Annotated in this window: 22 protein-coding genes and 4 tRNA genes; 8 read left to right on the top strand and 18 right to left on the bottom strand. The window is 34.1% G+C overall.

The genetic code is table 11. The features are described from left to right. Positions 1 to 19 precede the first annotated feature (19 nt). The 16 genes from QM847_RS07640 to QM847_RS07565 all read right to left on the bottom strand — a co-directional run bounded on the left by QM847_RS07640 (position 20) and on the right by QM847_RS07565 (position 16,583). Positions 20 to 91 (bottom strand) — tRNA-Glu (locus QM847_RS07640). A 148-nt stretch (positions 92 to 239) separates the two neighbouring features. Continuing rightward, positions 240 to 2,198 (bottom strand): ATP-dependent zinc metalloprotease FtsH, encoded by a 1,959-nt coding sequence (ftsH, locus tag QM847_RS07635; protein WP_269797910.1) that lies wholly within the window; start codon positions 2,196 to 2,198, stop codon positions 240 to 242. A gap of 16 nt (positions 2,199 to 2,214) precedes the next feature. Continuing rightward, positions 2,215 to 2,757, bottom strand: a complete 543-nt coding sequence (gene hpt, locus QM847_RS07630; RefSeq protein ID WP_269797909.1) for a hypoxanthine phosphoribosyltransferase — start codon at positions 2,755 to 2,757, stop codon at positions 2,215 to 2,217. 4 nt (positions 2,758 to 2,761) lie between these two features. Continuing rightward, positions 2,762 to 4,039 (bottom strand): tRNA lysidine(34) synthetase TilS, encoded by a 1,278-nt coding sequence (gene tilS, locus QM847_RS07625; protein WP_269797908.1) that lies wholly within the window; start codon positions 4,037 to 4,039, stop codon positions 2,762 to 2,764. Continuing rightward, on the bottom strand, positions 4,036 to 5,304 hold the full coding sequence (locus QM847_RS07620; protein ID WP_414354824.1) for a serine hydrolase: 1,269 nt from the start codon (positions 5,302 to 5,304) through the stop codon (positions 4,036 to 4,038). The genes tilS and QM847_RS07620 overlap by 4 nt, the downstream gene beginning before the upstream one ends. Further along, positions 5,297 to 5,419, bottom strand: a complete 123-nt coding sequence (locus QM847_RS07615) for an SP_0009 family protein (protein WP_414354822.1) — start codon at positions 5,417 to 5,419, stop codon at positions 5,297 to 5,299. Before QM847_RS07615 ends, QM847_RS07620 begins: the two co-directional genes overlap by 8 nt. 6 nt (positions 5,420 to 5,425) lie before the next feature. Continuing rightward, entirely contained in the window at positions 5,426 to 5,794 is a 369-nt protein-coding gene (locus tag QM847_RS07610) for a septum formation initiator family protein (RefSeq protein WP_269797906.1), read from the bottom strand. Continuing rightward, positions 5,787 to 6,053, bottom strand: a complete 267-nt coding sequence (locus QM847_RS07605; protein WP_269797905.1) for an RNA-binding S4 domain-containing protein — start codon at positions 6,051 to 6,053, stop codon at positions 5,787 to 5,789. Before QM847_RS07605 ends, QM847_RS07610 begins: the two co-directional genes overlap by 8 nt. Before the next feature lie 65 nt (positions 6,054 to 6,118). Continuing rightward, positions 6,119 to 9,622: a transcription-repair coupling factor gene (gene mfd, locus QM847_RS07600; protein WP_414354826.1), complete on the bottom strand. Its 3,504-nt coding sequence runs from the start codon at positions 9,620 to 9,622 to the stop codon at positions 6,119 to 6,121. Further along, positions 9,615 to 10,184 carry an aminoacyl-tRNA hydrolase gene (pth, locus tag QM847_RS07595; protein WP_414354820.1) on the bottom strand — a complete coding sequence of 190 codons (570 nt, stop codon included), beginning with the start codon at positions 10,182 to 10,184 and terminating at the stop codon, positions 9,615 to 9,617. The genes mfd and pth overlap by 8 nt, the downstream gene beginning before the upstream one ends. 72 nt (positions 10,185 to 10,256) lie before the next feature. Beyond that, positions 10,257 to 11,372, bottom strand: a complete 1,116-nt coding sequence (gene ychF / locus QM847_RS07590; protein ID WP_414354818.1) for a redox-regulated ATPase YchF — start codon at positions 11,370 to 11,372, stop codon at positions 10,257 to 10,259. Positions 11,373 to 11,456: 84 nt separating this feature from the next. After that, positions 11,457 to 11,651 carry a DUF951 domain-containing protein gene (locus QM847_RS07585; protein WP_004250933.1) on the bottom strand — a complete coding sequence of 65 codons (195 nt, stop codon included), beginning with the start codon at positions 11,649 to 11,651 and terminating at the stop codon, positions 11,457 to 11,459. 66 nt (positions 11,652 to 11,717) lie between these two features. Continuing rightward, entirely contained in the window at positions 11,718 to 12,854 is a 1,137-nt protein-coding gene (gene dnaN / locus QM847_RS07580) for a DNA polymerase III subunit beta (RefSeq protein WP_414354816.1), read from the bottom strand. 158 nt (positions 12,855 to 13,012) lie between these two features. Continuing rightward, a complete protein-coding gene (gene dnaA, locus QM847_RS07575) occupies positions 13,013 to 14,371 on the bottom strand; it encodes a chromosomal replication initiator protein DnaA (RefSeq protein WP_414354814.1) in 1,359 nt (452 codons plus the stop codon). 212 nt (positions 14,372 to 14,583) lie between these two features. Continuing rightward, positions 14,584 to 15,342, bottom strand: a complete 759-nt coding sequence (locus QM847_RS07570) for a ParB/RepB/Spo0J family partition protein (RefSeq protein WP_414354812.1) — start codon at positions 15,340 to 15,342, stop codon at positions 14,584 to 14,586. 56 nt (positions 15,343 to 15,398) lie between these two features. Further along, a complete protein-coding gene (locus QM847_RS07565) occupies positions 15,399 to 16,583 on the bottom strand; it encodes a S1C family serine protease (protein WP_269797898.1) in 1,185 nt (394 codons plus the stop codon). 185 nt (positions 16,584 to 16,768) lie between these two features. Between QM847_RS07565 and rlmH the strand changes: the two genes are divergently transcribed. The 6 genes from rlmH to QM847_RS07535 all read left to right on the top strand — a co-directional run bounded on the left by rlmH (position 16,769) and on the right by QM847_RS07535 (position 19,802). Beyond that, positions 16,769 to 17,248 carry a 23S rRNA (pseudouridine(1915)-N(3))-methyltransferase RlmH gene (gene rlmH / locus QM847_RS07560; RefSeq protein WP_269797897.1) on the top strand — a complete coding sequence of 160 codons (480 nt, stop codon included), beginning with the start codon at positions 16,769 to 16,771 and terminating at the stop codon, positions 17,246 to 17,248. 41 nt (positions 17,249 to 17,289) lie between these two features. Beyond that, positions 17,290 to 17,363, top strand: a tRNA-Arg gene (locus tag QM847_RS07555). A 168-nt stretch (positions 17,364 to 17,531) separates the two neighbouring features. After that, positions 17,532 to 18,851, top strand: coding sequence for a GHKL domain-containing protein (locus QM847_RS07550; protein WP_269797896.1), 1,320 nt, complete (start codon positions 17,532 to 17,534; stop codon positions 18,849 to 18,851). Then, positions 18,848 to 19,600: a competence system response regulator transcription factor ComE gene (gene comE / locus QM847_RS07545; RefSeq protein WP_075565225.1), complete on the top strand. Its 753-nt coding sequence runs from the start codon at positions 18,848 to 18,850 to the stop codon at positions 19,598 to 19,600. The genes QM847_RS07550 and comE overlap by 4 nt, the downstream gene beginning before the upstream one ends. A 51-nt stretch (positions 19,601 to 19,651) precedes the next feature. After that, positions 19,652 to 19,723, top strand: a tRNA-Glu gene (locus QM847_RS07540). Positions 19,724 to 19,728: 5 nt separating this feature from the next. Then, a tRNA-Asn gene (locus tag QM847_RS07535) sits at positions 19,729 to 19,802 on the top strand. A 39-nt stretch (positions 19,803 to 19,841) separates the two neighbouring features. Here QM847_RS07535 and QM847_RS07530 read toward each other — a convergent pair. Continuing rightward, on the bottom strand, positions 19,842 to 20,384 hold the full coding sequence (locus QM847_RS07530) for a TetR/AcrR family transcriptional regulator (RefSeq protein ID WP_269797895.1): 543 nt from the start codon (positions 20,382 to 20,384) through the stop codon (positions 19,842 to 19,844). A 128-nt stretch (positions 20,385 to 20,512) separates the two neighbouring features. Here QM847_RS07530 and QM847_RS07525 point away from each other — a divergent pair, with 128 nt between their 5' ends. Then, complete coding sequence (locus QM847_RS07525) at positions 20,513 to 23,155, top strand: YhgE/Pip domain-containing protein (protein ID WP_269797894.1); 2,643 nt, start codon at positions 20,513 to 20,515, stop codon at positions 23,153 to 23,155. A gap of 192 nt (positions 23,156 to 23,347) precedes the next feature. Here QM847_RS07525 and QM847_RS07520 read toward each other — a convergent pair whose 3' ends face one another. After that, entirely contained in the window at positions 23,348 to 24,970 is a 1,623-nt protein-coding gene (locus QM847_RS07520; protein WP_414354809.1) for an ATP-binding cassette domain-containing protein, read from the bottom strand. Positions 24,971 to 25,165: 195 nt separating this feature from the next. On the opposite strand from QM847_RS07520, the gene trpS reads away from it, so the two are divergent. Beyond that, entirely contained in the window at positions 25,166 to 26,191 is a 1,026-nt protein-coding gene (gene trpS, locus QM847_RS07515; protein WP_269797892.1) for a tryptophan--tRNA ligase, read from the top strand. Positions 26,192 to 26,283: the final 92 nt, after the last annotated feature.

Below are 26,283 nucleotides of genomic sequence, written 5' to 3'. Positions count from 1 at the left end.
TTCTACTGCAACACACTCATAGTCCGTACGGGATTCGAACCCGTGTTACCGCCGTGAAAAGGCGGTGTCTTAACCCCTTGACCAACGGACCCGAGCTTTTTGACTCTTTCTATTATACCTACTTTTTTTGCCTTGTCAAGAACTTAGGTTTATTTTTTTAATTTTTATATTTCTCTTAATACAATATATTTAAAAAAGAGAGGATTAACGATTTCCTCTCTTTTTATATAGAAAAATTTTTATTGTTCTTCAGCCATTTTTGATTTTACTTCATCATATGATAATGCACGTGACTCTTCTTCTACTGATTCAGGCATTTTACCTGTTTCGTAAAGAGATTTGATTTGTGTACTATCTAATGTTTCATATTTCAATAAGGCTTCTGCGATTAATTTGTGCGTTTCACGGTTTGATTGAATAATCTCAGCAGCTTTATTACGGGCTTCATTCAACAATGAACGAACTTCTTCATCAATTTCGTAAGCTGTACGCTCTGAAATTGTTTTTTGTGGGGATTGAGCACCAAACATAGCATGATTACCTTCGTACTGAACTGGACCAAGTTTTTCACTCATACCATACTCAGTAACCATAGCACGCGCCATCTGTGTAGCTTGTTCAAAATCGTTGGATGCGCCTGTTGTTTGGACATTGAAGATGATTTCCTCTGCTACACGTCCACCCATTAAACCAGCTAATTGTTCTTTCATGTCTTCTTTAGATAGCAACATTTGATCCTCTTTTGGAAGAGCAATCATGTAACCACCTGCACGACCACGAGGAACAATTGTTACCTTATGAACTACACGCGCATTTGATAATACTAACCCCACGATAGTGTGTCCGGCTTCGTGATAAGCAACCATTTCACGTTCTTTTTGAGAAACAGTTTTATCTTTCTTAGAAGGTCCAGCAATAACACGATCTTCTGCTTCATCAATGTCAGAAGCATCAATCACTGATTTATTACGACGAGCAGCAACTAATGCCGCTTCGTTCAATACATTTTCTAAATCAGCACCAACAAATCCTGGTGTTTGTTGAGCAACTAATTTTAAGTCGACATCTTCAGCTAATGGTTTATTTCTAGCATGAACTTTTAGAATCGCTTCACGTCCCTTAACGTCTGGACGACCAACCAATACTTTTCTATCAAAACGACCTGGACGAAGAAGCGCTGGATCTAATACGTCAGAACGGTTTGTTGCCGCAATAACAATAATTCCTTCATTTCCTTCAAAACCATCCATCTCAATCAGCAATTGGTTCAAGGTTTGTTCACGTTCATCATTACCCCCACCAAGACCAACACCACGTTGTCGACCGACAGCATCAATTTCATCAATAAAGATAATTGCAGGGGCTGCTTTTTTAGCATCCTCAAAGAGAGAACGTACACGGCTTGCACCGACACCGACGAACATTTCTACGAAGTCAGATCCTGAAATACTAAAGAATGGTACGCCAGCTTCTCCTGCAACTGCTTTAGCAAGTAATGTTTTACCAGTTCCTGGAGGACCCTCTAAGAGAACACCAGCTGGGATACGGGCTCCCAGTTTTGTAAAGCGTTTTGGATCTTTTAAAAATTCAACAACTTCAACAAGTTCTTGTTTTTCTTCTTCAGCACCAGCAACATCTGAAAAGCGAACTTTGATATCTTCTTTATTTGCTGCTCTAGCTTTATTTCGTCCAAAGCTCATTGGGTTTCTTCCATTATTCCCTCCTACATTTCCCATCATAGAAAATAAGAAGAAAAATAGGATTGCAAATGGCACAACTGAGACTAGTATGTTAATCCACATACCACTTGAACTCTCATGTTTTACTTCAATTTGCGTCTGATGTTCACTTGCAAGTTTTTGTAAATCAGCTACAGTAGTATCTGACGGAAGAAGAATACTTGTAAATTTTTCTACTTTAGCAGAAGGAGGTGTGAAGAAACGTATACCAGTTTCTTTTTTTTCTGTTTTAGCAGTTTTATATACACCAGATACTTCAATAACACTACCACTTGGTTGATAGGTCATTTCCTTAACGTTATCATTAGTAATTTCCTGCACTAATTCTGAGTACTTAATTTCTTGACTTCTACCTGCAACTCTCCCAGCAAAAAAGTACTGGAATCCTGTTACAAGCAAAAAGATTATCAACAAATAAAGAAATGGATTTTTTATGAAACCATTATTTTGTTTTTGCATTCAACAACTTACCCTTCTATTTTGAGTAAACTTCCTCTTTTAATACACCTACATAAGGAAGATTACGGTAATTTTCATTATAGTCTAAACCATAACCTACAACAAATTCATTTGGAATTGTAAAACAAGTGTAATCTGCTTCAATCTCTACAGTACGACCTTCTGGTTTATCTAGCATAGTAACAATTTTAACAGAAGCCGCTTCTCTCGCAGTAAACATATCTCTCAAACTTTTTAAAGTCTGACCAGTATCAATAATGTCTTCTACAAAAACAATATGTCTACCTTTAATTTCTTGAGTTACATCTTGTTTAATATTGATTACCCCGCTACTCACAGTTCCACCATGATAGCTAGAAACCATCATAAAGTCCATCTCAAGATGTGTATCAATATATTTCACCAATTCTGCCATAAAAGGAATAGATCCTTTTAAAATACCAACCAGAATCGGATTTTTCCCTTCATAATCTTTTGTTAATTGAGCGCCTAATTTTTTTGCCGCTTCTGTGATTTCATCTTGAGAAATCATAATCTTCTTGATATCTTGTTCTAACATGATTTTACCTATCTATTTTTTCTATATAAAGTACAGTGTTCATTATATCATTTTTAGTTTTTTTACTCAAATCACTGATTTCAATTCCTAAAACTGAACAAATTTGTCCAAATTGCTCAATGACAATCACATTTTCCCTTTTTTCTAAAGAAATTTTCAAATCTATAAAGAGTCGTCTCAGTTTCTTTCGATGTCCATTTTTTATCAGATAGTCCCCTACTTCTCTATGTCGTAAAACGATAGATGTTTCACGGGAAACATTGATTTTTTGAACATTATCTCCTTCTAATGGAATGCCAAATGAAAAGAGATAACCTTCATAAGAGACTTGATTTAGATAGTCTAACACACATTTACTACTTATTTCATCCGACTTTGGTCTGATTTTACGAATTTGAAAGTAATTGTATTCTTTAACTAATTCATAGCCATTTTTCAAGCTATGGTGGTATTGACTTTTAGTCTTTAGAATATGATGAATTTCTTGGAATTGTTCTCTAGTTACATTTAAATTAGCAAAGCGACCCAGATACTGTTGCAATAAAACTCGTTGTGTCTCTTCTGAAAAAGCTAAAAACTGAGTTAAGTTTTCTACATCAACAGCCTGAGATAATTCATTAATGGCTGTTTGATAATCAGAAATTTCTTTTCCAAATTCTAGTATAGCTTTTCGAACTTCAGGATTTTCTTTCTCCAATTGCGGTAAATAGAGATTACGAACACGATTTCGAAAATAATGATTTTCTTGATTTGAAACATCTTCAAAATGATTTATTTCAGGAAAATCACTTTTATAGAAGCTTAGTAAGGGACGAATTAATTCACATCTATCAAACTTTTGTTTTTCTTTTATAGCTGATAAATGGTGTAATCTAACACCTCTAATCAGTCGCATAAAAATCGTCTCGACCTGATCATCTGCATGATGAGCTGTTACAAGTGCAGTTGCAGATGTTTCTCTCATTACTTCTCTAAAAAAGTCATAGCGAAATTGGCGAGCACTTGCCTCTGTAAAACGCCCAGTGAAATAATCTACATAAAATGGAGTTCCATTTTGTCTAGCTAGTTTTCTTAATGCGTCTTCTTCTTCATCAGATTCTGGTCTTTGTTTGTGGTTCACATGGGCCACAACAAGTTCAATATTAAGTTCATCTTTATAAGTAGACAAAAGGTGAAATAGAAACATCGAATCAAGTCCACCAGATAAAGCTACAACTACTTTTGAATGATTTTTGAAATAACCTTTTTTAAGAAAATGATTCAAAAAATCCCGGTCTGTCATTTTAAGACCTCATAGACATCCTTAGCAATTTTAGAAATTGTATCGTAATCTGAATTTTTGGTAAAGATAGAAATGATAAATGGTGATTCTGTATAAACAACTCCAGTATCATGTTTGAATTCATCTGCATCTCCAATTTTGTGAGCCACACTAACAGAAATATTTTTAGCAATTCTCTGGTTGTCATACGAAGTTTTTGAAAGTGATTCAAGTACAAAACCATTTTGGTTATAAATAGACTCCATGACTTGGCCAGCCATTTTTGCAGAAGCCAATTTATCTGTAACATCCCAGTTTTCGCCAGTAAGAGCTGTCATCTGCTGTTTAAATGTTTCATCAGATTTGTTTGTAATATAATAACCAAGGATATTATGTGCTACATTATCTGACTCTTTTGCTGTTTTTTCGATTAAATCTTTAACACTGTACTCTTTGTTGTCTGCTTTTTTTGGAATACTTCCACTTCCTTCAGGTTTATAGGAACCAGGATATTCATTCACTTCTGGAATATACTTAAGAGCTGTGTCTAGTTGAATATCTCCTTGATTTATCTTTTCCTGAACATAATAGAGATAAGGCAATTTCATGATACTAGCAGCGTACATTCTTTGGTTTTCATTAATACCAGCTTCTTTACCTGTGCTTAACTGTTTAACATAAATTGAAAACTGTTTATTTTGATAATTTGAAGATAATAATTCCTGTACTTTTTCAATACGGTTATCCTCTTCAGAAATATCTTCCAGCGAAATCCAACCACCTTGTTTAAGACGTAAAAACTCTCTACCTTCAGCAAACACTAACATATCCCCTTCAATCTTTTGATAAGGTGATAAAGTATGTGTTTTTTCTGTTTGATCATAAGGACTGTTATAGATCATAAACCCAGGTTTTAACCATACCTGTTTAATGGTACTATTTACAGTTGATTCATCATACACGAATCTTTTATCTGCAGCGACAAATTGGTTATTAGATAATTTAAACACTGCAATTCCTTGACTATTTAATCGCCACTCTAATACAGTTAATTTAGTTTCTGAATTAACTTTTCCTGATTCTTTAATCAAATCTTCTGTAGAATAAGTGGGGATTTCACCATAAAATTTTGGAGATTCAATGGCATCTTGATAATAAAAATCATATGAACCATGAGTTAATGAATAGATTTCTTGTTTTGGAATGATAACTGGATTCTCAGTGCTAACTACTTGGACACTTTTTAAAAAAATTGGAAGTAGTAATATCACTAAAAATTTACGCATTCTTTGTTTCCTCTTCTTCCTGCAATCGCAACAGATGATTCTTCTGGGCTAATTCTTCTAATTTTTCATCTGATAAATTTAAAAATTGCTCAACTATATCTAATATATTTTCCATCTCATATTACCTAGGAAGTAAGTCCGGAATAGTATAGACTTCCTCCCACGATTTCGAATAATAATATTTTGCACGAGAATATTTAGCTGCGTACGACTCATCTTTCAACTTAGTAGCAAAACTAGCTTCTTTATCCTTTTCGTCACTCAATTCTTGGTATTGTTTTTTCAACTCAGCTAGTTGTTGACGACGTGACAGTAGTTGTTGATAACTCTGCGCTAAATTGTAAGTTGGTAAAATAAACAACAACATGATTAAAATCAAAACCCAACCCATAAAACGATTGCGTCTTTGTCGTTCTTCCATCAAATATCTACGACGTTGATGTTCATTTTGAATAAAAGAGTTATTCATTTGGACTATTTTTTTATACATCGGCTTCTACCCTTGTTTCACTGATAATCTCAAACATTCCTGCTGCATCTTCTTTTTTAGTGCTATCTTTCATTTCGAGCACTTTTACAAGCAACAATTTATTTCCAAAGCGAATTTCAACCTGATCGTTCACTTTTAAATCTGTTGAACTCTTAGCAAGGATTCCATTTACCTTAATTCGCCCCTTATCTGCTACTTCCTTAGCGACTGTACGGCGTTTAATAATTCGTGATACTTTTAAATATTTATCTAATCTCATCTTATAATACCTCAAATTATTATTGTACCATTTTTATCCCTTTTATAGAAGAAAAAAGGTAATTCCTAATGTAACTCTTTTGAATCTTTTATCTTCGCTAATGATTCTCCAAAAGTTAAGAGTCCTTCTAAAATCTCATAATCTTTTTTATTTCGAATATCAAACACAACTTCGATTAACCCTTGATTTTCTGAAATATTAGCCTTCAAATTTGTCTGAGAAAGAGCTTGGAAATAATCTTGAGTTAAGAATAGTTGTTTCGATATTTTTTCAAATTGAATGACAAGCTTATTATTTCTTCTTTCAACACGATTGACAAATACTTTATCAAGATAAGCTTTAGCTAATCCAATTTCCAAAAGATAAGCAACTACATCCGGATATTCTCCGAATCGGTCTATCAACTCATCTTGCAATTCTTCATAGTTGACACGATTGTCAATCTGCCGAATTCTCTTGTAAATCTCAATTTTATGTCTCTCGTCCGAAATATACTCATCTGGAAGATAAGCATCAATTTGTAGAATTAACTCAGCATTTCCTTTTTCACGTTTCTTGTCAGTTCCATTTTTCTTAGCAATTGCTTCTTCCAGTAACTGAGAATACAGTTCAAAACCGACTGAATCAATAAAACCGGACTGCGAACTTCCCAAAAGATTACCCGCTCCACGGATGGACAAATCACGCATGGCAATTTTGAAACCAGAACCCAATTCAGTGAAACCTTTAATTGCCTCCAATCTCTTCTCAGAAACTTCTGTCAATGATTTATCTGGTCGATACATGAGATAGGCATAAGCAATACGATTACTACGACCAACCCGACCTCTTAATTGATACAAGGTAGACAGACCCATGTGATCCGCATTTTCGATAAACAAGGTATTGGCATTTGGAATATCCACTCCTGTTTCAATGATTGTCGTGGTTACTAAAATATCATATTCACCTTCAATGAAATCAAGTAGTGTGTTCTCCAAACGAATTTCACTCATTTGACCATGAACAAAACCAATAGAAGCTTCAGGAATCAGTTCTTGTAACTCTGAAACCTTCTTTTCAATCGTGTCAACTTTGTTGTAAAGATAGTAAACTTGACCACCACGATCGATTTCTCTCAAAACAGCATCTCGAATGACACGATCATTTTGTTCAAGAACATAGGTTTGTACAGGATATCGATTAGTTGGAGGGGTTTCAATAACTGATAAATCTCGGATGCCTAGCATAGACATATGAAGAGTTCGAGGAATTGGTGTAGCTGTCAAGGTTAAGACATCAACTTTCTTTTTTAATTCCTTCAACGCTTCCTTATGTTTGACACCAAAACGTTGTTCTTCATCGATGATGATTAATCCTAAATCTGAAAATTGCACATCTCTAGATAAAACTCGATGAGTTCCTATCAAGATGTCTACTTGACCTTTTTTCAATTTTTCAAGTGTTTCAGCCTGCTCTTTTTTACTTCTGAAACGACTTAAAACATCTACATTTACAGCAAACTGTTCAAATCTTTCCTTGAAATTACTGTAATGTTGCTGCGCCAAAACTGTAGTAGGTACTAACACAACAACCTGCTTATGATCATTGACAGCTTTAAATGTAGCTCGCATTGCAACTTCTGTTTTACCAAATCCAACATCTCCAACTAAAAGTCGATCCATTGGTTGAGAAGCTTGCATATCCTTTTTAATTTCATCTATGCTTCGAAGTTGATCCTCGGTTTCAACATAAGGGAAAGCCGCATCAAAAGCAACTTGATCTTCATCATCTTTTGAAAATGCAAAACCTTCAAGTTGACTTCTCTCTGCATATAACTTAATTAAATCATCTGCAATATCTTCAACTTGAGTTTTGACTTTTTGTTTAGCTTTTTTAAAACGTCCATCGTTTAATTTGTTTAACTTTGGAGCCTTGCCATCACTAGAAACATACTTAGAAAGAGTCTGTATCTGCTCAACAGGGATAGAAATTCGATCTCCATTTTGATATTGGATACTCACATAATCTCGATGAATTCCTTTGATTTCAATCGTTTCGATTCCTAAATACTGCCCAATACCATGAATTTGATGAACGACGTAGTCTCCTTTTTGGAGCTCATTATAATCCTTTAATCGCTCAGCATTACTGATATTTTGTTTTCTATATTTACGTTTAATCTTCTTTTTAAAAATCTCATATTCAGTGATGAATACAAGATTCTCATCTACAAAATGAAATCCATGACAAAGATTTCCTTCAACAAGATTGACAACTCCTTTACATAGTTTATTTTCATTGTTATTGTCAACTTTAATGCTATATTCATCTAAAATTGATGTTAGTCTTTTTAGTTCAGTCTTGCTGCTTGACTGAAGAACAATCGTGTACTTTAATTTTTTATATCGTTCAATTTCTTCTTTTAGAAAGGAAAACTGATTGAAGAACTCCTGCATTGGATATTGATTAAATTGATAAAGATAATCAAATTTTAGATTTCCAAGACCTTTTTGAAAATTAGAAAAGAAACTAGCTGGTAAATATTTTTTTATTTTACTTTCCATATCAGCAAAATATTGTAAACTTGATACAGATTTACCCTTGTGTAAATCATCTGTAAAGTAGCTAGCTGTTTCCTTATCAAAAACATCATATTGATTCATGATTTTTTGGTAATCATCAAAGATAATAGGCGTTTGGTTCAAGTAGTCAATCAAAGTCCACTGTTTTTTATACAAAACAGATAAAAACTTTCGAATATCAGCATGAAGAACTTGCTCTTTCGTGCAACTAAAAACTTCTTCTAGGTAAGACTTTACAGTTGGTGACAGTGTCTTGTCAATCTCTTTTTCTAAAAATTCATGACCACGATGATAATCTTCAGCAGTTAGTAAAATATCACTAGCGGGATATATAGAAATTTCAGGGAGACTTTCCTTTGATAATTGTGTCTCTGCATCAAATTCTCTAATCCCATCTATTTCATCACCGAAAAATTCAATTCGGCAAGGAGACATTTGTGAGGTTTCAAAGACATCTAAAATATCCCCTCGAAGACTAAATTCACCTTGACTCTGAACTTGTGTAACTTTCTTATAGCCAAGTGCAGTTAACTTATTTTTTAATTCTCTTTGTTCACACTCTTGTCCGACTTGCAGTTTTAAAACACTATCATCGAAAATCTTAGGATCAGGCAAGAATATGCGACTAGCTGCCATGTTGCAAACTAAAATACCTCTTTGAGATTTATCTCTTAAAAAACGCAAGGCTTCAACTCGAGAAAAAATCTTCTCTTGGGACGATACTAAAAATTCTACCATAGGTGAATCATCCACCAAGAATGGATAGACCATATCTGAACCCAGGGTAGACATTAAATCATTGACCAGACGTTCAGCCTCTCCATAAGTAGACGTCATCACTAAAATCTTGTTCTGGCTTTTTACACTACTTGCAATAACTAAAGACTTTGCTGAACCAGAAAGACCGAGTAATAATTGTCTTTTTTTAAGCTCTAAGTGCTCATACCAGGATTGTATCTGCTTATTTTCAATAAAGAAATCTATTAATGTCATTTCCTTACCCATTGTATTTCTGCATTGTTTTTTCAAAGTTTTTCTCTTGTAAATAGTAATTTACAGCATCGTCAACCTTGTCAATAGACTGTAAAATACTGATATAGTCATCCTTGTCAAATTTACTCAAAACGTGTTGAACAACGGATATTCCTTTTTTAGGTCTACCGATACCAATCTTTACACGATTGAAAACCTGGGTACCAATATGTTGGATAATCGACTTGATACCATTATGACCGCCAGCTGATCCTTTAGCACGAAGTCGAATCTTTCCTACTTCCATGTCAAGATCATCGTATATGATTAGTAAATCTTCAATATCTAAACCATAGTAGGTTAATAATGCATGAACTGCTTTTCCACTTTCATTCATAAAAGTAGTTGGTTTCACAAGATAAATTTTTTCACCATTGTAGAAAAATGAAGCTAAATCAGCTTGAAAAATTTTATCATGTGTAAAGGTGATATTCTGTTTTTTAGCTAGTTGGTCAATCAACATAAAACCAACATTATGCTTTGTCTCAAAATATTTATCTCCTGGATTTCCTAATCCTACAATTAATTTAGTCATGTATTTTCCCTTTCAAAAGCCAAAAGGGTTGGAATTTTTTTCCAACCTAATTGACACTATTTAAAATGTTAATTAAACGTTAAAGCGGAATTCCATAATGTCGCCATCTTGAACGACATATTCTTTTCCTTCTTCACGCAAGCGTCCAGCTTCTTTTACAGCCTTTTCAGATCCGTATTTAATCAAATCATCATAAGACATAGTCACTGCACGAATAAAGCCTTTTTCGAAGTCAGAGTGGATAATACCTGCTGCTTGAGGAGCTTTCATGCCACGTTTAAAGGTCCAAGCACGAACCTCTTTTTCACCAGCTGTGAAATAAGTCCCAAGTCCAAGTAAATGGTAAGCTGCACGAGTCAACTTATCAACACCTGATTCTGTCAAGCCAAGTGCTTCAAGAAACTCTTGCTTATCTTCATCGTCTAACTCAGAAATTTCTTCTTCAGCACGCGCAGAAATCACAACCACTTCAGCATTCTCTGTTGCTGCAAATTCACGAATCTGCTTCACATAATCGATAGAGTCTGGGTCTCCAACAACATCCTCATCAACGTTAGCTACATAAAGAACTGGTTTAGTTGTCAAGAGAAAAAGACCTTTGACAACCTTTTGCTCTTCATCTGTAAATTCAATAGTACGAGCTGATTTCCCATCTTCAAGGACTGGTTTAATTTTTTGAAGAACGTTAAATTCTGCAACTGATTCCTTATCTTTTTGCGTACGTGCCATCTTTTCCACACGCGCATAGCGTTTATTAACAGATTCTAGGTCAGCAAGAATCAATTCTAGGTTAATGGTATCAATATCTGCTAATGGATCTACAAAAGCATCTTCACGTCCTTGCTCACGCATGACATTCTCATCATCAAAGGCACGAACCACATGGACAATAGCATCAACTTCACGGATATTGGCCAAGAATTTATTCCCAAGCCCCTCTCCTTTTGACGCACCTTTTACAATCCCTGCAATATCTGTAAATTCAAAGGTTGTTGGAACTGTCTTCTTAGGAGTAATCATTTCAGTTAATTTTTGTAGGCGTTCATCTGGAACTTCTACCATCCCGACGTTTGGGTCGATGGTTGCAAATGGATAGTTTGCAGCCTCTGCTCCTGCTTTGGTAATTGCATTAAATAGAGTTGATTTACCAACATTTGGTAAGCCAACGATACCTGCTGTTAAAGCCATAGTTTCTCATTCTCCGTTCACATTTCAATCTTCAATATTATAACACAAAAAGGGAAAACTTGCTAACCCTCCAATTAAGTGTTACTAATCGATGATTTTACTCATTTTTCTTTCAAAATCATAACGACTCATCATGACTACATGGTCACAGTTACTGCATTTAATCTTAATATCTGCCCCTAAACGTGTTATTTCCCAACGATTTGCTTTTTTACCAGTTGACTTGATTGTACAAGCATGTGGTTTTTTCATTTCAACAAAATTTCCAACTTGATACATACTACTCTCCTTTTCATATTTCTGATTATATCATAAAAGAGGTGAGCTAGGCTCAACCTCTTTCCATTAATTTGTACGAACTGGTGTAATCAGCTGCATGAAATCTTCATCTGTATCAGCTGGTACCAAGGTAAAAGGACGAACTGCTGAAATGAAGCTGATTGTTACCTTTTCACTATTCAAAGCTTTTAGTGCTTCAATCAAGTAAGTTGGGTTAAAGCTAATAGTTAAATCTTCACCAGATACAGCAATTGTATCTATTTCTTCGTTTACTTTACCAACTTCTGGAGAATTTACATGAGCTGTAACTACTCCTTGTTTGATTTCTAATTTTACAGTTCCATTTTGAGTAGCACTTGATAAAAGACGTGCACGTTCCATAGATTGACGTAGATTCACAACATCAAAAGTTACTGTCGTATTAAAATCTGTTGGAATCAGACGATCTGTATCAGGATAATTACCTTCTAAGAGACGTGTATAGAAGCTAATATTTTCGCTTCTAAAGAGAATTTGGTTGTTTGCGAAGAAAATCTCTACTGTTTCGATATCGTCCGTAAAAACAGCTGAAAATTCGCGTAGAGAGCGACTTGGGATAACAACATCAAAATTATCACTATTTTTTTCAAGAGTTAATTTTTTCTGGCTGAGACGATGTGAGTCTGTCGCAACTGTTTTCAATTCTTGATGATTACTTAGGACAAAGTGTACACCAGTTAAGATTGGACGGCTTTCTTGTACACTAGCAGCAAAAGCAGTTTCATTGATAATTTTCTTAAGAAGTTTTGTTTCAAGAACTAGAGGATTACTTGCTGCAATTTCCTGAATACGTGGATACTGTTCGCTGTCTTTTCCTTTCAGAGTAATTTCTGATTTTCCACTTGTTAATACAATCTGATGTTGTTCAATTTCTTTAAAATCAAGAGTCACATCTGGAAGACTAGAAACAACATTGATAAAGAATGAAGCTTCTAGAAGGATAGAGCCTAAAGAGTTTATTAAAAGACCAGCATTTTCATCTTTTTGAGAAATGAAGTTTTCAATTGAAATTTGACCATTTGATCCAATTAATGTAATTCCTTCGCTTGTAACATCGATTTTGATTGTTGATAAAACAGGAATAGCATTTTTAGAACTAATTGCACGTTTAGTGATATTTAATGATTGCAAGAATAAATTTTTATTAATAGAAAAATGAATCATGAAATCTCCTTTATTTATTTTTATTATTAGAAGGTTAATAGTAATAGTAGATTGTGTGAAATCTGTGGAAAACGTAGTTTAGTTTAGAAAAATCAAGAAGTTGTACTTGTTTAAAATATGTGTATAAATTAGTAAAAATTTATACACTTATCCACACGCTATTTGATTTTCTTTTTGATAGTTTCGATTTCTATACGTAATTTATCATCAGTTTCAATCATAGATTTGATTTTTGCATGAGCATGAATGACGGTTGTATGATCTTTACCACCAAATTCTTTCCCGATTTTTGGAAGGCTATTATCAGTCAGTTCTCTAGCTAGATACATAGCAACTTGACGAGCTAGAACAATATTCTGAACACGTCTAGTTCCCTTCATTTCCTTAACGCTGACATCATAAAAGCTTCCGACTTCTTCTTGGATTTTTTCAATCGGAATAACAACCATGGTGCTAACATTTTGTTTTCTAGCACGTATAGCCTCAGATGCAATATCCACAGTTATAGTGTTGATTTGTTTAACTTTAGCCATGAGACTAATATCTTTTAGGGCACCTTCTAATTCACGTACGTTTGAATCAAACTGGCCAGCCAAATATTCGATTGTGTCAGGTTGAAAATGATATTCTAAATCCTCTGTTTTACTATTTAAAATAGCGATACGAGTTTCGAAATCAGGTGGAGTAATATCTGTTGTTAATCCCCATGAGAAGCGCGTGACAAGTCGCTCAGGTAGATTTTCTAGTTGTTCTGGTCTACGGTCACTCGTTAAAACAATCTGTTTATTGTTACTATGAAGGTTGTTAAATGTGTTGAAAAACTCTTCCTGAGTTTGCACTTTATTTCCACTAAGAGATTGAATATCATCAATAAGAAGGAGATCTATACTTCGATAGGTTTTCTTAAAATTCTCCATATCATTGAGTCTTAGATGATCTAAAAATTCATTAATAAAGCTTTCTGCAGGAATGTATTTTACACGCGCATTAGGATTTTTTTTGAGAATTTCATTCCCCAAAGCATTGAGTAAGTGAGTTTTTCCTAGACCAGGACCACCATAAATAAACAGAGGATTATAAGTTAGTCCAGGATCTTCCGAGACGGCTAAAGCTGCAGACTTGGCCCAAATATTTCCATCACCTTGGATGAAATTATCAAAAGTATAGATGTCTCTTAATCCTGTTTCTGAATAAGGAATAGACTTTTCAGTTTGTCCCTGTTGATGATTATTGTTTTCAACATTGTTTGATATATCGAAGATATTAGAATCTTCTTTAGTCAATACATACTGAGCTTTTATTTCAGTATCATAAACTTGGAAACCTACAGCTACAATAATATCATTGAGTTTTGTGCTCCAAACCATTTCCATTTCAGATCTTGGTAAAAATATTGTCGCTACATTTCCCTCGACCTTTATTAATTCAGCAGGTGTTGCATAGAAATCAAACATTGATCGTGTCAATCTTTCTTTAGCCAATTCTAAAATCTGATTCCAAAACTGTTTCTCTTTCAACTACCAACTCCTCCTCTCCTAAAAGGTATAATCTTAAACACTATTTTATCATATAGCAAGTATTTTTTCCACAACTTGTGAAAAACAATCCACAATGTTTAAAAGATTTATCCACAAGTTGTGGATAAAATATCTTATTTTTGATTTAATCGACTTTTTCCATACTAATCCAGTGGATAACTATGTTAGTTAAGAAAAATAAAATAACAGCCTTATTTCAGGCTGTTAATAAAACGTTGATACTCTTCTTGATTATGGAAGGAAATAGTTATTTTTCCAGCATCTTTTTTTTGAAGTTTAATGTCGACATCTAACCCTAGTATTTTTTTCAAAGACTCTTCTTCTTCTTTTATGAAGTGATCTTTTTCTTTAAGTGTTTTTTTCTTTTTTTCCTGAAGTAATCGTTCTACTTGTCTTACTGATAAATCTTCTGATTGAATTCTACCAAGTAATTTCTTCTGTTCTTGATTGGATAGTTGAATTAGGAGCCTAGCATGTGCCTGTGATAATCTACCATTTTCAACTTCAGTTAAAATATCATCTGGTAAGCTTAGTAATCGAACAAGATTTGTAATATAAGGTCGAGATTTCCCCATTTTTTCAGCAATTTCTGCATGAGTGAACCCTTTATCAATCAAAGACTGGTAGGATTTGGCTTCCTCAACAGGATTTAAATCCTCTCGTTGCAAATTTTCAATGATTGAATGAAGCATCATATCTTGATCAGATAAATTTTTGACAATTACTGGGACTTCTGAGAGTCCAGCCAGAATGGATGCACGATAACGTCTTTCTCCAGCCAAAATTTCATAACCGATGACTGGAGATTGACGAACAATAATGGGTTGAATCAAGCCGTTTTCTTTAATAGATTGAGCAAGTTCCTTTATTTTTTCTTCAGGAAAATCTTTACGGGGTTGATAGGGATTTTTTTGAATATCTTTTATATGAATTACTTTTAATTCTTCCATATTTCTACAGTATCACAACTTCGATATTCTGTAAAGTAGCTTTACATTCATGTAAACTAATAATTTAAATCATTTGTACTCTTATCTAATTTGATTGTTGTTGTCTCTTCTTTACCATTACGATAGTAAGTTATCGTTATTTCATCTCCAACAGAGTGACTGTAAAGCGCATTTTGCAATTCTGTAGCAGATGCAATAGGATTACCGTCGACTTTAGTGATGACATCATATTTTTCTAAGTGTCCGTTTGCTGGCATATTAGGTTGAACAGAACGAACAGCTACTCCAGAAGTAATATTATCAGGGAGTTTTAATTTTTGAAGGTCAGTTGTGCTTAGATTTGATAAGTTGACCATTTGGATTCCAAGAGCTGGTCGAGTTACTTTTCCGTTTTTCTCCAACTGTTCTATGATTTTGATAGCATCATTTGAAGGGATAGCAAATCCTAGACCTTCTACAGAAGTTCCACCATTGGTAGCAATTTTACTTGATGTAATTCCAATAACTTGTCCTTGAATATTGATTAAAGGACCACCTGAGTTACCAGGGTTGATAGCTGTATCAGTTTGTATAGCTTTAGTAGAAATAGCTTGACCATCTTCAGATTTTAAAGAAACAGTTCTATTCAAACTAGATACAATTCCTTGAGTAACAGTATTTGCATACTCTGAACCTAAAGGACTACCGATTGCGATAGCTGTCTCTCCAACAGTTAATTGACTTGAGTCTCCGAATTCAGCTACTGCAGAAACCTTTTCTGAAGAAATTTTAACAACGGCTATATCAGAATAAGTATCAGTTCCTACAATTTCTCCTGGTACTTTTGTTCCGTCAGCCAAACGAATATCAACTTTGTTAGCTCCATTAATAACGTGAGTATTAGTAACGATATAGGCGTATTCTCCATCTTTTTTATAGATAACACCAGATCCTTGACTGGAAACTTGTTCAGTATTTGTGTCTGTATCAGATTCACCATATCCAAACAGACTATTTTGAGAGTTTGCTGAGTAGGTGATAATCGATACCACAGCATCTTTAACTTTATCTACTGCCTTAGTAGTTGAATTCTCATTTTTAACTGAAGTTTGAGTGATTGTTGTACTATTCTGTGTATTAGTTTCCTGTTTTTGGTTTAGCTGAAGAATAGTCAAACTACCCAATACACCACTAAAAAAGCTAATGAGAATAATTAGTAAAAGTTGTCCGATTTTTTTTGAAACATTTTGTATTGTTTTCATATATTCCTCCATATTTTAATCATTGTTTAAAGTATAAAATTGTTAACTTAATTCAAACTTAAAAAAAATTATATTTTCAACAATCTGTGGATAACTGTGGGAAATATGTGAATTTCTTGAAGATTTTAGTTCTTTTACTTGTGTATAAGATGTGAAATATGATTTGAATGTGGTAGAATATAAGAATGAAAATTAAAATTGTAACAGTAGGAAAACTGAAAGAAAAATACCTTAAAGACGGGATTGCTGAATATTCAAAAAGACTTTCGCGATTTGCGAATTTAGAAATGATTGAACTTGCTGATGAAAAAACACCAGATCGTGCAAGTGATTCTGAAAATCAGAAGATTTTAGAGTTAGAAGGAACTAGAATTCTTTCTAAAATTGGTGAGCGAGATTTTGTTATTGTACTAGCTATAGAAGGGAAAACTCTCTCTTCAGAAGAGTTTAGTAAACAATTGGAACAAGCACCTATCAATGGTTTTTCTACTTTAACCTTTGTCATTGGTGGGAGTTTAGGTCTCTCTCCTCAAGTAAAAAAGCGTGCTAATCTATCTATTAGCTTTGGCCGTTTGACTCTTCCCCATCAATTAATGAGATTAGTCTTGGTTGAACAAATTTACCGTGCCTTTACTATCCAGCAAGGCTCTCCCTATCATAAATAGGATTGACTAACCTAGATTTTTCTGATAATATAGACTAGTGAGGTCTCATAGCTCAGCTGGATAGAGCATTCGCCTTCTAAGCGAACGGTCGCAGGTTCGAATCCTGCTGGGATCAATACATACAATTTTAAGCTGGGTTTTCCCAGCTTTTTTTGTAAAAAATACATTTCAGGCACAAAAAAGTGCAGTTGAGAATGAATGGTTCTAAAATAGAATTCATTTTGTATAATAGATTTGTAAGTTCATTTACAAGTAAAAATAGAAAACATTATAGGGAGATATAATGGATTTATTGAAAATACTTATAGTTATTCTTCATATTCTTATTCTGTCAAATAGCTATGAACTCATTTGTAAGGCAACAAAAAAAGAAAAATATCTGTTTGTTTTTGGAGTATTTATAGCACAGTCTATAGTTGAAATTCTATTCTATTTCTTTTCCTTTCATGGATTAGGAATGGAAAAAATTTCATTTACTTGTATGATATTTGTTTATCTAATAGGATTCAAGAAATATCATAAGTACAAGGCTATTTTTATCGGCCTACTACTGTCTTTACTATATCAAAGCACTCATACTTTTATAGCAGTAATCATATCCTCTATAACAGGTGTTTCTTTCGTAACCAAATATGAAGATTTCTTTTTTGTAGTAGTTTTATTACTGACTTATTTTGTAGTAAAAAAAATTATTATTTATTTCCACTTGGAGCTCAATTATTTTGATAAAGATTACCTCTATTCATTTTTTAAAAAGGTCATCTTTGCTTTCTTTGCTTTACATATTCTACTATTCATTTCAGATATGGTGAATATTCATGAACATTTTAATAGTTTTAGTAGTATTCTAGCAACAATTGTCTTTATTTGTTTATTACTAATTTTCTTTGCAATGAATGCCAATAAGGTTCAAGTTGAGAGGGAAATTGCTCTAAATCAGAAAAAATTTGAACAGGAATATTTACAGAATTATACTGATGAAATTGTTTCACTTTACAATGAGATTCGAGGGTTTAGACATGACTATGCAGGAATGATGGTTAGTATGCAAACTGCAATTGACAGTAAAGATTTACAAGAAATTGACAGGATTTACAACGAAGTATTTGTTAAAGCCAACCATAAACTTAGATCAGATAAGTATACTTATTTTGATCTAAATAATCTTGAAGATTCTGCTCTTAGAAGTGTAATTGCTCAGTCTATTGCCAATGCAAGAGTTCATGATATAGAGTATACTCTGGAGGTAAAAGATATCATTTCACCACTAGCAATGGAATTATTAGATTTAGTTCGTGTCATGAGTATTTTACTTAATAATGCTGTTGAAGGTGCACTAGAAAGCTATAGAAAACAAATGGAAGTAGCTGTCATTAAATTAGACTCTGAAATATTGATTGTTATCCAAAATTCTCGCAAAAATAGATCAATCAAGCCGGAAGAAATATTTAACATTGGATATTCTACAAAAGGTATAAATAGAGGAATAGGTCTTAATAATGTTAAGGAAATACTAGAAAAATATGACGATGTTATTTTAGAAACAGAAATTGATGATGAACGATTTAAACAAATTATTAGATTTAAGAGGAATATAATATGAAAGTATTAATTTTAGAAGACATTATAGAACATCAGGTAAGATTGGAAAAAACTTTGAATGAGATTTCCAAAGAAATGAATATTCCTATATCATATAAAACAACAGGAAAAGTTAGAGAATTTATGGAATATGTTGAAAACGAAGAAGTGAATCAGCTGTATTTTTTAGATATCGATATTAATGGAATTGAGAAAAAAGGATTTGAAGTAGCCCAGTTTATTCGTCATCGTAACCCTTATGCGATTATCGTTTTTATAACGAGTCGCTCTGAATTTGCAACACTAACTTACAAATACAAAGTATCTGCTTTAGATTTTATTGATAAGGACATCAATGATCGTTTATTTAAAGAACGAGTTGCGGAGTGTATTGTGTATACTAAAAGTACACTATTAGAGAATCAATCCGTAGTTGATTATTTTGAATATAGTTTTAAAGGAAATGACATTTGTCTTCCTTACCATGATATTTTATATATCGAAACAACCGGGACTTCCCATAAATTAAGGATTATTGGTAAGAATTTTTCAAAAGAGTTTTATGGAACAATAACAGATATTCAAGAAAAAGATAAGGAATCTCAACGTTTCTATTTAGCTCATAAATCATTTTTAGTGAATGTTGGAAATATTAAAGATATAGATCGTAAGACTATGGAAGTTGTTTTTTACGAAGAACATCGTTGTCCTATTTCACGTTTAAAAACGAAAAAACTCAAACAGATTTTAACTGAAAAGACTAAAAAATAATTGACAATTTTTCATTTATTGATATAATGGTTATATCTGTTAAAGATAAATGGTCCGTTGGTCAAGGGGTTAAGACACCGCCTTTTCACGGCGGGAACACGGGTTCGAATCCCGTACGGACTATTTTATCCGCCATAGCTCAGTTGGTAGTAGCGCATGACTGTTAATCATGATGTCGTAGGTTCGAGTCCTACTGGCGGAGTTAAACAAAAAGAACACCATTGGTGTTCTTTTTTTGTCTCTAATTTGCATCTCCCAACATTTTCATAAGAAAGTTTGTCATTTCTTGAGGACTTTCTTTTTTTCCATGAGCAATCCAGGTTTGGCATACACCAAATAGTGCGTTTGTTAGATAAATACTGCTATACTCTAACTCAATATTGTTTAAATTTAATTGCATAAAGCGTTTTTGGAGGTCAGTGCTAAGCATAATGTGAAGTTTATTTCTCAGGAAGTTTTGTATCTCTTTTGTACCATTTTCAGATAGAAGAGCAGCTAGTAAAGGTTCAGACTCTAAGTATTCAAACACTTCTAGAATAGCATCTCTTTTATGATTTGCGTGTTTTTGAAAAATGTACTCAAAAGTATGAAATAGCTTACTTTGGTAGTGTTCAATCATGTCATACTTATCTTTGTAATGAGTATAAAAACTAGAACGACTAATTCCGGCTTTTTCTGCCAGTTTAATGGTGCTAATTTGATCAAATGGTTGTTCCATTAATAATTGAACCATGGCGTTCTCGATAGTACGTTTGGTTTTTAAGCGTTTGTTGCTCTCTTTCATAGTTCCTCCTTTTGAACAAAAATAGACGTAGTGTCTAAAAATGATGATTTTGACTTGTAAATCAGATTTTTTAATGTATAATCTATTATATCAAAATTTTAGACAATATGTTTAAAAAAGGAGACAATATGTTTAAAGAATGGAAAGCAATTTTTAAAAAACCAACCTTTATCATTGTAATGATAGGGATTTCTCTTATTCCTGCCTTATACAACATCATATTTTTATCATCTATGTGGGATCCATATGGCCAATTATCTGAGTTGCCTGTAGCGGTCGTTAATAATGATAAAGAAGCGTCTTACAATGGAAATACAATGAGCATTGGAAAAGACATGGTGTCTAATTTAGAAAACAATAAATCCTTGGATTTTCATTTTGTAAATGAGGAAGAAGGAAAAAAAGGACTAGAGAATGGCGATTACTATATGGTAGTGACTTTGCCAAGTGATTTGTCTGAAAAGGCTGCTTCTATTTTAACAGATCACCCAGAACAAATGAATATTGACTATCAAACTTCTAGTGGACATAGCTTCATTGCAAGTAAGATGAGTGATTCTGCCATGACACAGTTGAAACAGAATGTTTCTGCTAATGTAACCGAATCCTATACGAAAGCTTTATTTCAAAAGATGGGTGATTTAAAATCCGGTTTAACGAAGGCAGCCGATGGAAGTGAACAATTGGCTAACGGGGCCAGTCAGTTAGCTGTAGGAAGTCAGACATTGACTACTAACCTACACTCTTTAGCAGATTCAAGTTTAACATTTTCAAATGGAACGGAGCAGTTTACTAAAGGATTATCCTCTTATGTTTCTGGTGTTGAACAACTTCATCTTAGCTTAGGGACTTTTAATAGTGGTTTAGTTACATATACTGGTGCAGTAAGTAAATTAGATAGCGGATTAGGTCAATTAGCTTCTAAAAGTCCTGAATTAGTAGGAGGAATCAATCAATTATATACTGGTGTAGAGGCCTATACTGGCGGTGTTTCTCAGCTCAATACTGGTCTTAATCAATTTTCATCTGGTGTTAGTGCCTATACAAATGGAGTGGAAAATCTTGCAACAGGTGCAAATCAGTTATCTAGTCAATCAGCTACACTTCGAATGGGTGTGGAGCAATTAAGTGAAGGGATTCAACAACTTTCTAGCAAGTTAGATACTTCGTCTGAGCAAAAAGATCAAATTAATCAATTATCTTCTGGTCTAAATCAGTTAAATCAAGCCATTCAAAATATTGATGTTGGAGATACAGAACAATTATCTTCTGTTTTATCAAGTATGGTTTCTCTTTCTAATCAAATGCTAGCAAGTGCTCAGTCTGAAAAAGCAACTACATTAGCCAATATTCAATCGACAGCAGCTTATCAATCATTGACAAGTGAGCAACAAGCTGAGATAAGCGCTTCTGTATCTCAAAATTCGACTGATAGTATTCAATCGGCTCAGTCAATTATAGCTTTAGTACAAGGTTTACAGGGAAGTTTAGAAAACTTACAAAATCAATCTTCAAATCTTTCGACATTAAAAAATCAAGCCAATCAAGTATTACCGCTTGCTTCTAGTTCTTTGACAGGATTGTCAAGTGGATTAACAGAAATGCAGGGAGCAGTGACGAGTAAATTAGTTCCTGCTAGTCAGTCTATTGCATCAGGTGTAAATGCATATACTGCAGGTGTTGATAAAGTTTCTCAGGGCGCAAGTCAACTAAGTGAAAAAAATTCCACCTTGACAGGTAGTTTGGATCAACTAGTTTCAGGCTCAACTACCTTGACACAAAAATCTTCTAGCTTGACAGCAGGAGTTGGTCAATTAGTTGAAAAAACTCCAGAATTAGTATCTGGTATTGAAAAATTATCAACTGGCTCTAACCAATTGAATCAAAAGAGTCAAGAATTAATGGCAGGAGTTGATAAATTACAATCAGGATCTGGTCAATTAGCAGACAAATCCAGTCAGTTACTTTCAGGTGCTTCTCAATTAGAGAATGGAGCTAATAAATTGGCAGATGGATCTGAGAAACTTGCAGAAGGTGGAACAAAGTTAACTTCTGGATTGGAAGATTTACAGGCAGGAGTTGCTTCTTTAGGACAAGGACTAGCTAATGCTAGTGATCAACTCAAATCAGCATCAACAGAGTCAAAAAATGCAGAAACATTAGCGGAACCCTTAAGTCTTTCAAAGACAGATAATGATCAGGTTCCTGTAAATGGGATTGCAATGGCTCCTTACATGATATCAGTTGCACTTTTTGTTGCAGCATTATCAACAAATATGATTTTTGCTAAGTTACCTTCAGGTCGTCATCCTGAAAGTCGCTGGGCTTGGTTCAAATCTCGCTTTGAGATAAATGGAGTTATAGCTGTTTTAGCCGCTGTCTTAGTCTATGGTGGCGTTCATCTTATTGGTCTAACAGCAAATCATGAAATGAGAACCTTGTTCTTAATTATTATCGCAAGCTTAACATTTATGTCTATGGTAACTGCATTAACAACATGGAATAGTCGTTTGGGTGCTTTCTTCTCTCTAATATTGCTATTATTACAATTAGCTTCGAGTGCAGGAACCTATCCACTTGCTTTGACAAATGATTTCTTTAAAGCTGTTAATCCTTGGTTACCAATGAGTTATTCAGTTTCAGGATTGAGACAAACCATTTCTATGACAGGAAATATTCATCATCAGATAATTTTCCTTCTCGTAACTTTGGTTTTATTCATAGGATTAGGCATGCTAGCTTATCAACCTAAAAAAATGGATGAAGATTAAAAAAATCGACCAATTTGGTCGATTTTTTATGTGCATGAATCTTGTCAAGAATTTATAAATCTAATAATAGAATGTTTCACGTGAAACAATGAATATGTTGAATAGAATCAGATTGACAGAACTATCAACTAAAAATTCATAAGAAATAAAAAAACTCAGTTGGGAGCCCAACTGAGTTTTTTTAAATTCTACCTAATCTTTCCAAAGTTCTTTGACTTTTGCTTGAACTTCAGCATTTTCTAAGAATTCATCATAGGTTTCATCAATACGATCGATGACGCCGTTTTTAGATAAGACAATAATGTGGTTAGCCAAAGTTTGAATAAACTCATGGTCGTGACTGGCAAAGATGATGGACTCTTTAAAGTTTTTCAATCCATCGTTCAAGCTTGAGATTGATTCCAAGTCTAAGTGATTTGTAGGATCGTCAAGTACAAGAACGTTTGATTTTAAAAGCATGAGTTTTGAGAGCATCACGCGCACTTTTTCTCCCCCTGACAAGACGTTTACAGGTTTGTTAACTTCGTCTCCAGAGAAGAGCATACGGCCTAGGAAACCACGTAGGAAGGTATTGTCATCTTCTTCTTTACTTGCAAATTGACGTAACCAGTCAAGGATAGATTCACTGCCAGCAAAATCAGCTGAATTGTCTTTTGGCAAGTAAGAGCGACTAGTTGTAACTCCCCACTTGACAGTCCCTTCATAGTCAATTTCACCCATAATGGCGCGGATCAAAGCAGTGGTTTGGATGTCGTTTTGTCCGATAAGAGCTGTTTTATCACCTGGACGCAAGATAAAGCTGATGTTGTCAAGAATAGTTTCACCGTCAATCTTTACAGATAAGTTCTCTACTGTCAAGAGATCATTACCAATTTCACGTTCTGCTTTAAAGTTGATAAATGGATATTTACGACTTGACGGAATAATTTCTTCTAAGACAATCTTGTCAAGCATCTTTTTACGTGAAGTAGCCTGTTTAGATTTAGATGCGTTAGCAGAGAACCGAGCAACGAATTCTTGGAGTTGTTTAATTTTCTCTTCTGCTTTAGCATTTCTGTCTGCTAGCAATTTAGCAGCAAGCTCAGAAGATTCCTTCCAGAAGTCGTAGTTTCCGACATAGAGTTTAATTTTACCAAAGTCAAGGTCAGCCATGTGGGTACATACTTTATTTAAGAAGTGACGGTCATGGGATACGACAATAACTGTGTTATCAAAATCAATTAGGAAATCTTCTAGCCAGGTAATAGATTGAATATCAAGACCGTTGGTTGGCTCGTCCAAAAGAAGGACGTCTGGTTTACCAAATAGGGCTTTAGCAAGGAGAACCTTCACCTTGTCACCATTAGTAAGTTCGCTCATATTTTGGTAATGAAGTTCTTCTGGGATGTTAAGGTTTTGTAGGAGTTGTGAAGCTTCACTTTCTGCTTCCCAACCCCCTAGTTCAGCAAATTCTCCCTCAAGTTCAGCTGCGCGTACTCCATCTTCATCGGAAAAATCTTCCTTCATGTAGATAGCATCTTTTTCTTTCATAATGTTGTATAGTTTTTCATTTCCCATGATAACAACATCAATCGCACGCTCATCTTCGTAGTCGAAGTGGTTCTGACGAAGAACTGAGAGACGTTCGTTTGGTCCAAGAGAGATATGACCTGTTGTTGGTTCGATATCACCAGCTAAGATTTTTAAAAATGTTGATTTTCCCGCACCGTTAGCACCGATCAAACCATATGTATTTCCCTCTGTAAATTTGATGTTGACATCATCAAAAAGTTTGCGGTCACTAAAACGTAGTGAGACATCCGATACTGTAAGCAATGTTTTTCTCCTATAATATGTAATATATTTATTCTACTAGAAAAGGGAGAAATATTCAAATTTTTGTTTGTCAATTTTATGTCAATTAAGTTTACAGATTCATTGACACAAACCTAGTTGTTTGATTTTAAAATTTATCTGTCTTTTTATTAAAAAAATGCTATAATTGAAAGGACCATATCAAAGGAGAATAAGATGAATAAACCCATTATTTTAACAGGAGATCGACCAACTGGGAGATTACATATTGGGCACTACGTTGGGAGCTTAAAGAACCGTGTCTTACTACAAGAAGAAAATAAATATGACATGTTTGTATTTTTAGCTGATCAGCAAGCTTTAACTGACCATGCAAAGGATCCACAAACAATTGTAGAGTCTATTGGGAATGTGGCCTTGGACTATCTTGCAGTGGGATTAGATCCTAAGAAATCAACAATTTTTATTCAGAGTCAGATACCAGAATTAGCAGAACTTTCTATGTATTATATGAATTTGGTGTCTTTAGCTCGTTTGGAACGAAACCCAACCGTCAAGACTGAAATTGCTCAGAAAGGCTTTGGAGAAAGTATTCCAACTGGATTTTTAGTTTATCCAGTTGCGCAAGCAGCAGATATTACAGCATTTAAGGCTAACTTGGTTCCAGTAGGGAATGATCAAAAGCCGATGATTGAACAAACACGTGAAATTGTGCGTTCTTTCAACCATGCCTATAACTGTGATGTTTTAGTAGAACCAGAAGGAATTTACCCTGAGCACGAAGGTGCGGGACGTTTACCAGGTCTTGATGGTAATGCCAAAATGTCGAAATCACTTAATAATGGAATTTATCTAGCTGATGATGCAGATACTTTGCGTAAAAAAGTAATGAGTATGTATACAGATCCAGACCATATTCGTGTTGAGGATCCAGGTAAGATTGAAGGAAATATGGTTTTCCATTACTTGGACGTATTCGGTCGACCTGAGGATGCTCAAGAAATTGCTGAAATGAAGGAACATTATCAACGTGGAGGCCTTGGTGATGTTAAGACTAAACGTTACCTACTTGAAATCCTAGAACGTGAACTTGGTCCAATCCGTGAACGTCGCCTAGAATATGCTAAAGATATGGGTGAGGTTTATAGTATGCTCCAAAAAGGTAGTGAAAAAGCTCGAGAAGTTGCTGGGCAAACACTATCAGAAGTAAAAGCTGCAATGGGTCTAAATTACTTTCACTAATGGATAAAATATGAATTATAAAACTATTTCTTCTTTAAAATAAGAGGGATAGTTTTTTATTTATTCTCTTATAAATTTAATTGACAAATTTT

Source organism: Streptococcus timonensis, assembly GCF_047463455.1.
In the GTDB taxonomy this organism is placed as follows: Bacteria; Bacillota; Bacilli; order Lactobacillales; family Streptococcaceae; genus Streptococcus; species Streptococcus timonensis_B.
This window is presented reverse-complemented; position numbering and strand designations above follow the sequence as displayed.

What these genes read in the sequence shown, in the direction of transcription:
- ftsH (WP_269797910.1), bottom strand. Translation starts at nt 2,198, where the DNA reads ATGCAAAAACAAAATAATGGTTTCATAAAAAATCCATTTCTTTATTTG.
- hpt (WP_269797909.1), bottom strand. Translation starts at nt 2,757, where the DNA reads ATGTTAGAACAAGATATCAAGAAGATTATGATTTCTCAAGATGAAATC.
- tilS (WP_269797908.1), bottom strand. Translation starts at nt 4,039, where the DNA reads ATGACAGACCGGGATTTTTTGAATCATTTTCTTAAAAAAGGTTATTTC.
- QM847_RS07620 (WP_414354824.1), bottom strand. Translation starts at nt 5,304, where the DNA reads ATGCGTAAATTTTTAGTGATATTACTACTTCCAATTTTTTTAAAAAGT.
- QM847_RS07615 (WP_414354822.1), bottom strand. Translation starts at nt 5,419, where the DNA reads ATGGAAAATATATTAGATATAGTTGAGCAATTTTTAAATTTATCAGAT.
- QM847_RS07610 (WP_269797906.1), bottom strand. Translation starts at nt 5,794, where the DNA reads ATGTATAAAAAAATAGTCCAAATGAATAACTCTTTTATTCAAAATGAA.
- QM847_RS07605 (WP_269797905.1), bottom strand. Translation starts at nt 6,053, where the DNA reads ATGAGATTAGATAAATATTTAAAAGTATCACGAATTATTAAACGCCGT.
- mfd (WP_414354826.1), bottom strand. Translation starts at nt 9,622, where the DNA reads ATGGGTAAGGAAATGACATTAATAGATTTCTTTATTGAAAATAAGCAG.
- pth (WP_414354820.1), bottom strand. Translation starts at nt 10,184, where the DNA reads ATGACTAAATTAATTGTAGGATTAGGAAATCCAGGAGATAAATATTTT.
- ychF (WP_414354818.1), bottom strand. Translation starts at nt 11,372, where the DNA reads ATGGCTTTAACAGCAGGTATCGTTGGCTTACCAAATGTTGGTAAATCA.
- QM847_RS07585 (WP_004250933.1), bottom strand. Translation starts at nt 11,651, where the DNA reads ATGTATCAAGTTGGAAATTTTGTTGAAATGAAAAAACCACATGCTTGT.
- dnaN (WP_414354816.1), bottom strand. Translation starts at nt 12,854, where the DNA reads ATGATTCATTTTTCTATTAATAAAAATTTATTCTTGCAATCATTAAAT.
- QM847_RS07570 (WP_414354812.1), bottom strand. Translation starts at nt 15,342, where the DNA reads ATGGAAGAATTAAAAGTAATTCATATAAAAGATATTCAAAAAAATCCC.
- QM847_RS07565 (WP_269797898.1), bottom strand. Translation starts at nt 16,583, where the DNA reads ATGAAAACAATACAAAATGTTTCAAAAAAAATCGGACAACTTTTACTA.
- rlmH (WP_269797897.1), top strand. Translation starts at nt 16,769, where the DNA reads ATGAAAATTAAAATTGTAACAGTAGGAAAACTGAAAGAAAAATACCTT.
- QM847_RS07550 (WP_269797896.1), top strand. Translation starts at nt 17,532, where the DNA reads ATGGATTTATTGAAAATACTTATAGTTATTCTTCATATTCTTATTCTG.
- comE (WP_075565225.1), top strand. Translation starts at nt 18,848, where the DNA reads ATGAAAGTATTAATTTTAGAAGACATTATAGAACATCAGGTAAGATTG.
- QM847_RS07530 (WP_269797895.1), bottom strand. Translation starts at nt 20,384, where the DNA reads ATGAAAGAGAGCAACAAACGCTTAAAAACCAAACGTACTATCGAGAAC.
- QM847_RS07525 (WP_269797894.1), top strand. Translation starts at nt 20,513, where the DNA reads ATGTTTAAAGAATGGAAAGCAATTTTTAAAAAACCAACCTTTATCATT.
- trpS (WP_269797892.1), top strand. Translation starts at nt 25,166, where the DNA reads ATGAATAAACCCATTATTTTAACAGGAGATCGACCAACTGGGAGATTA.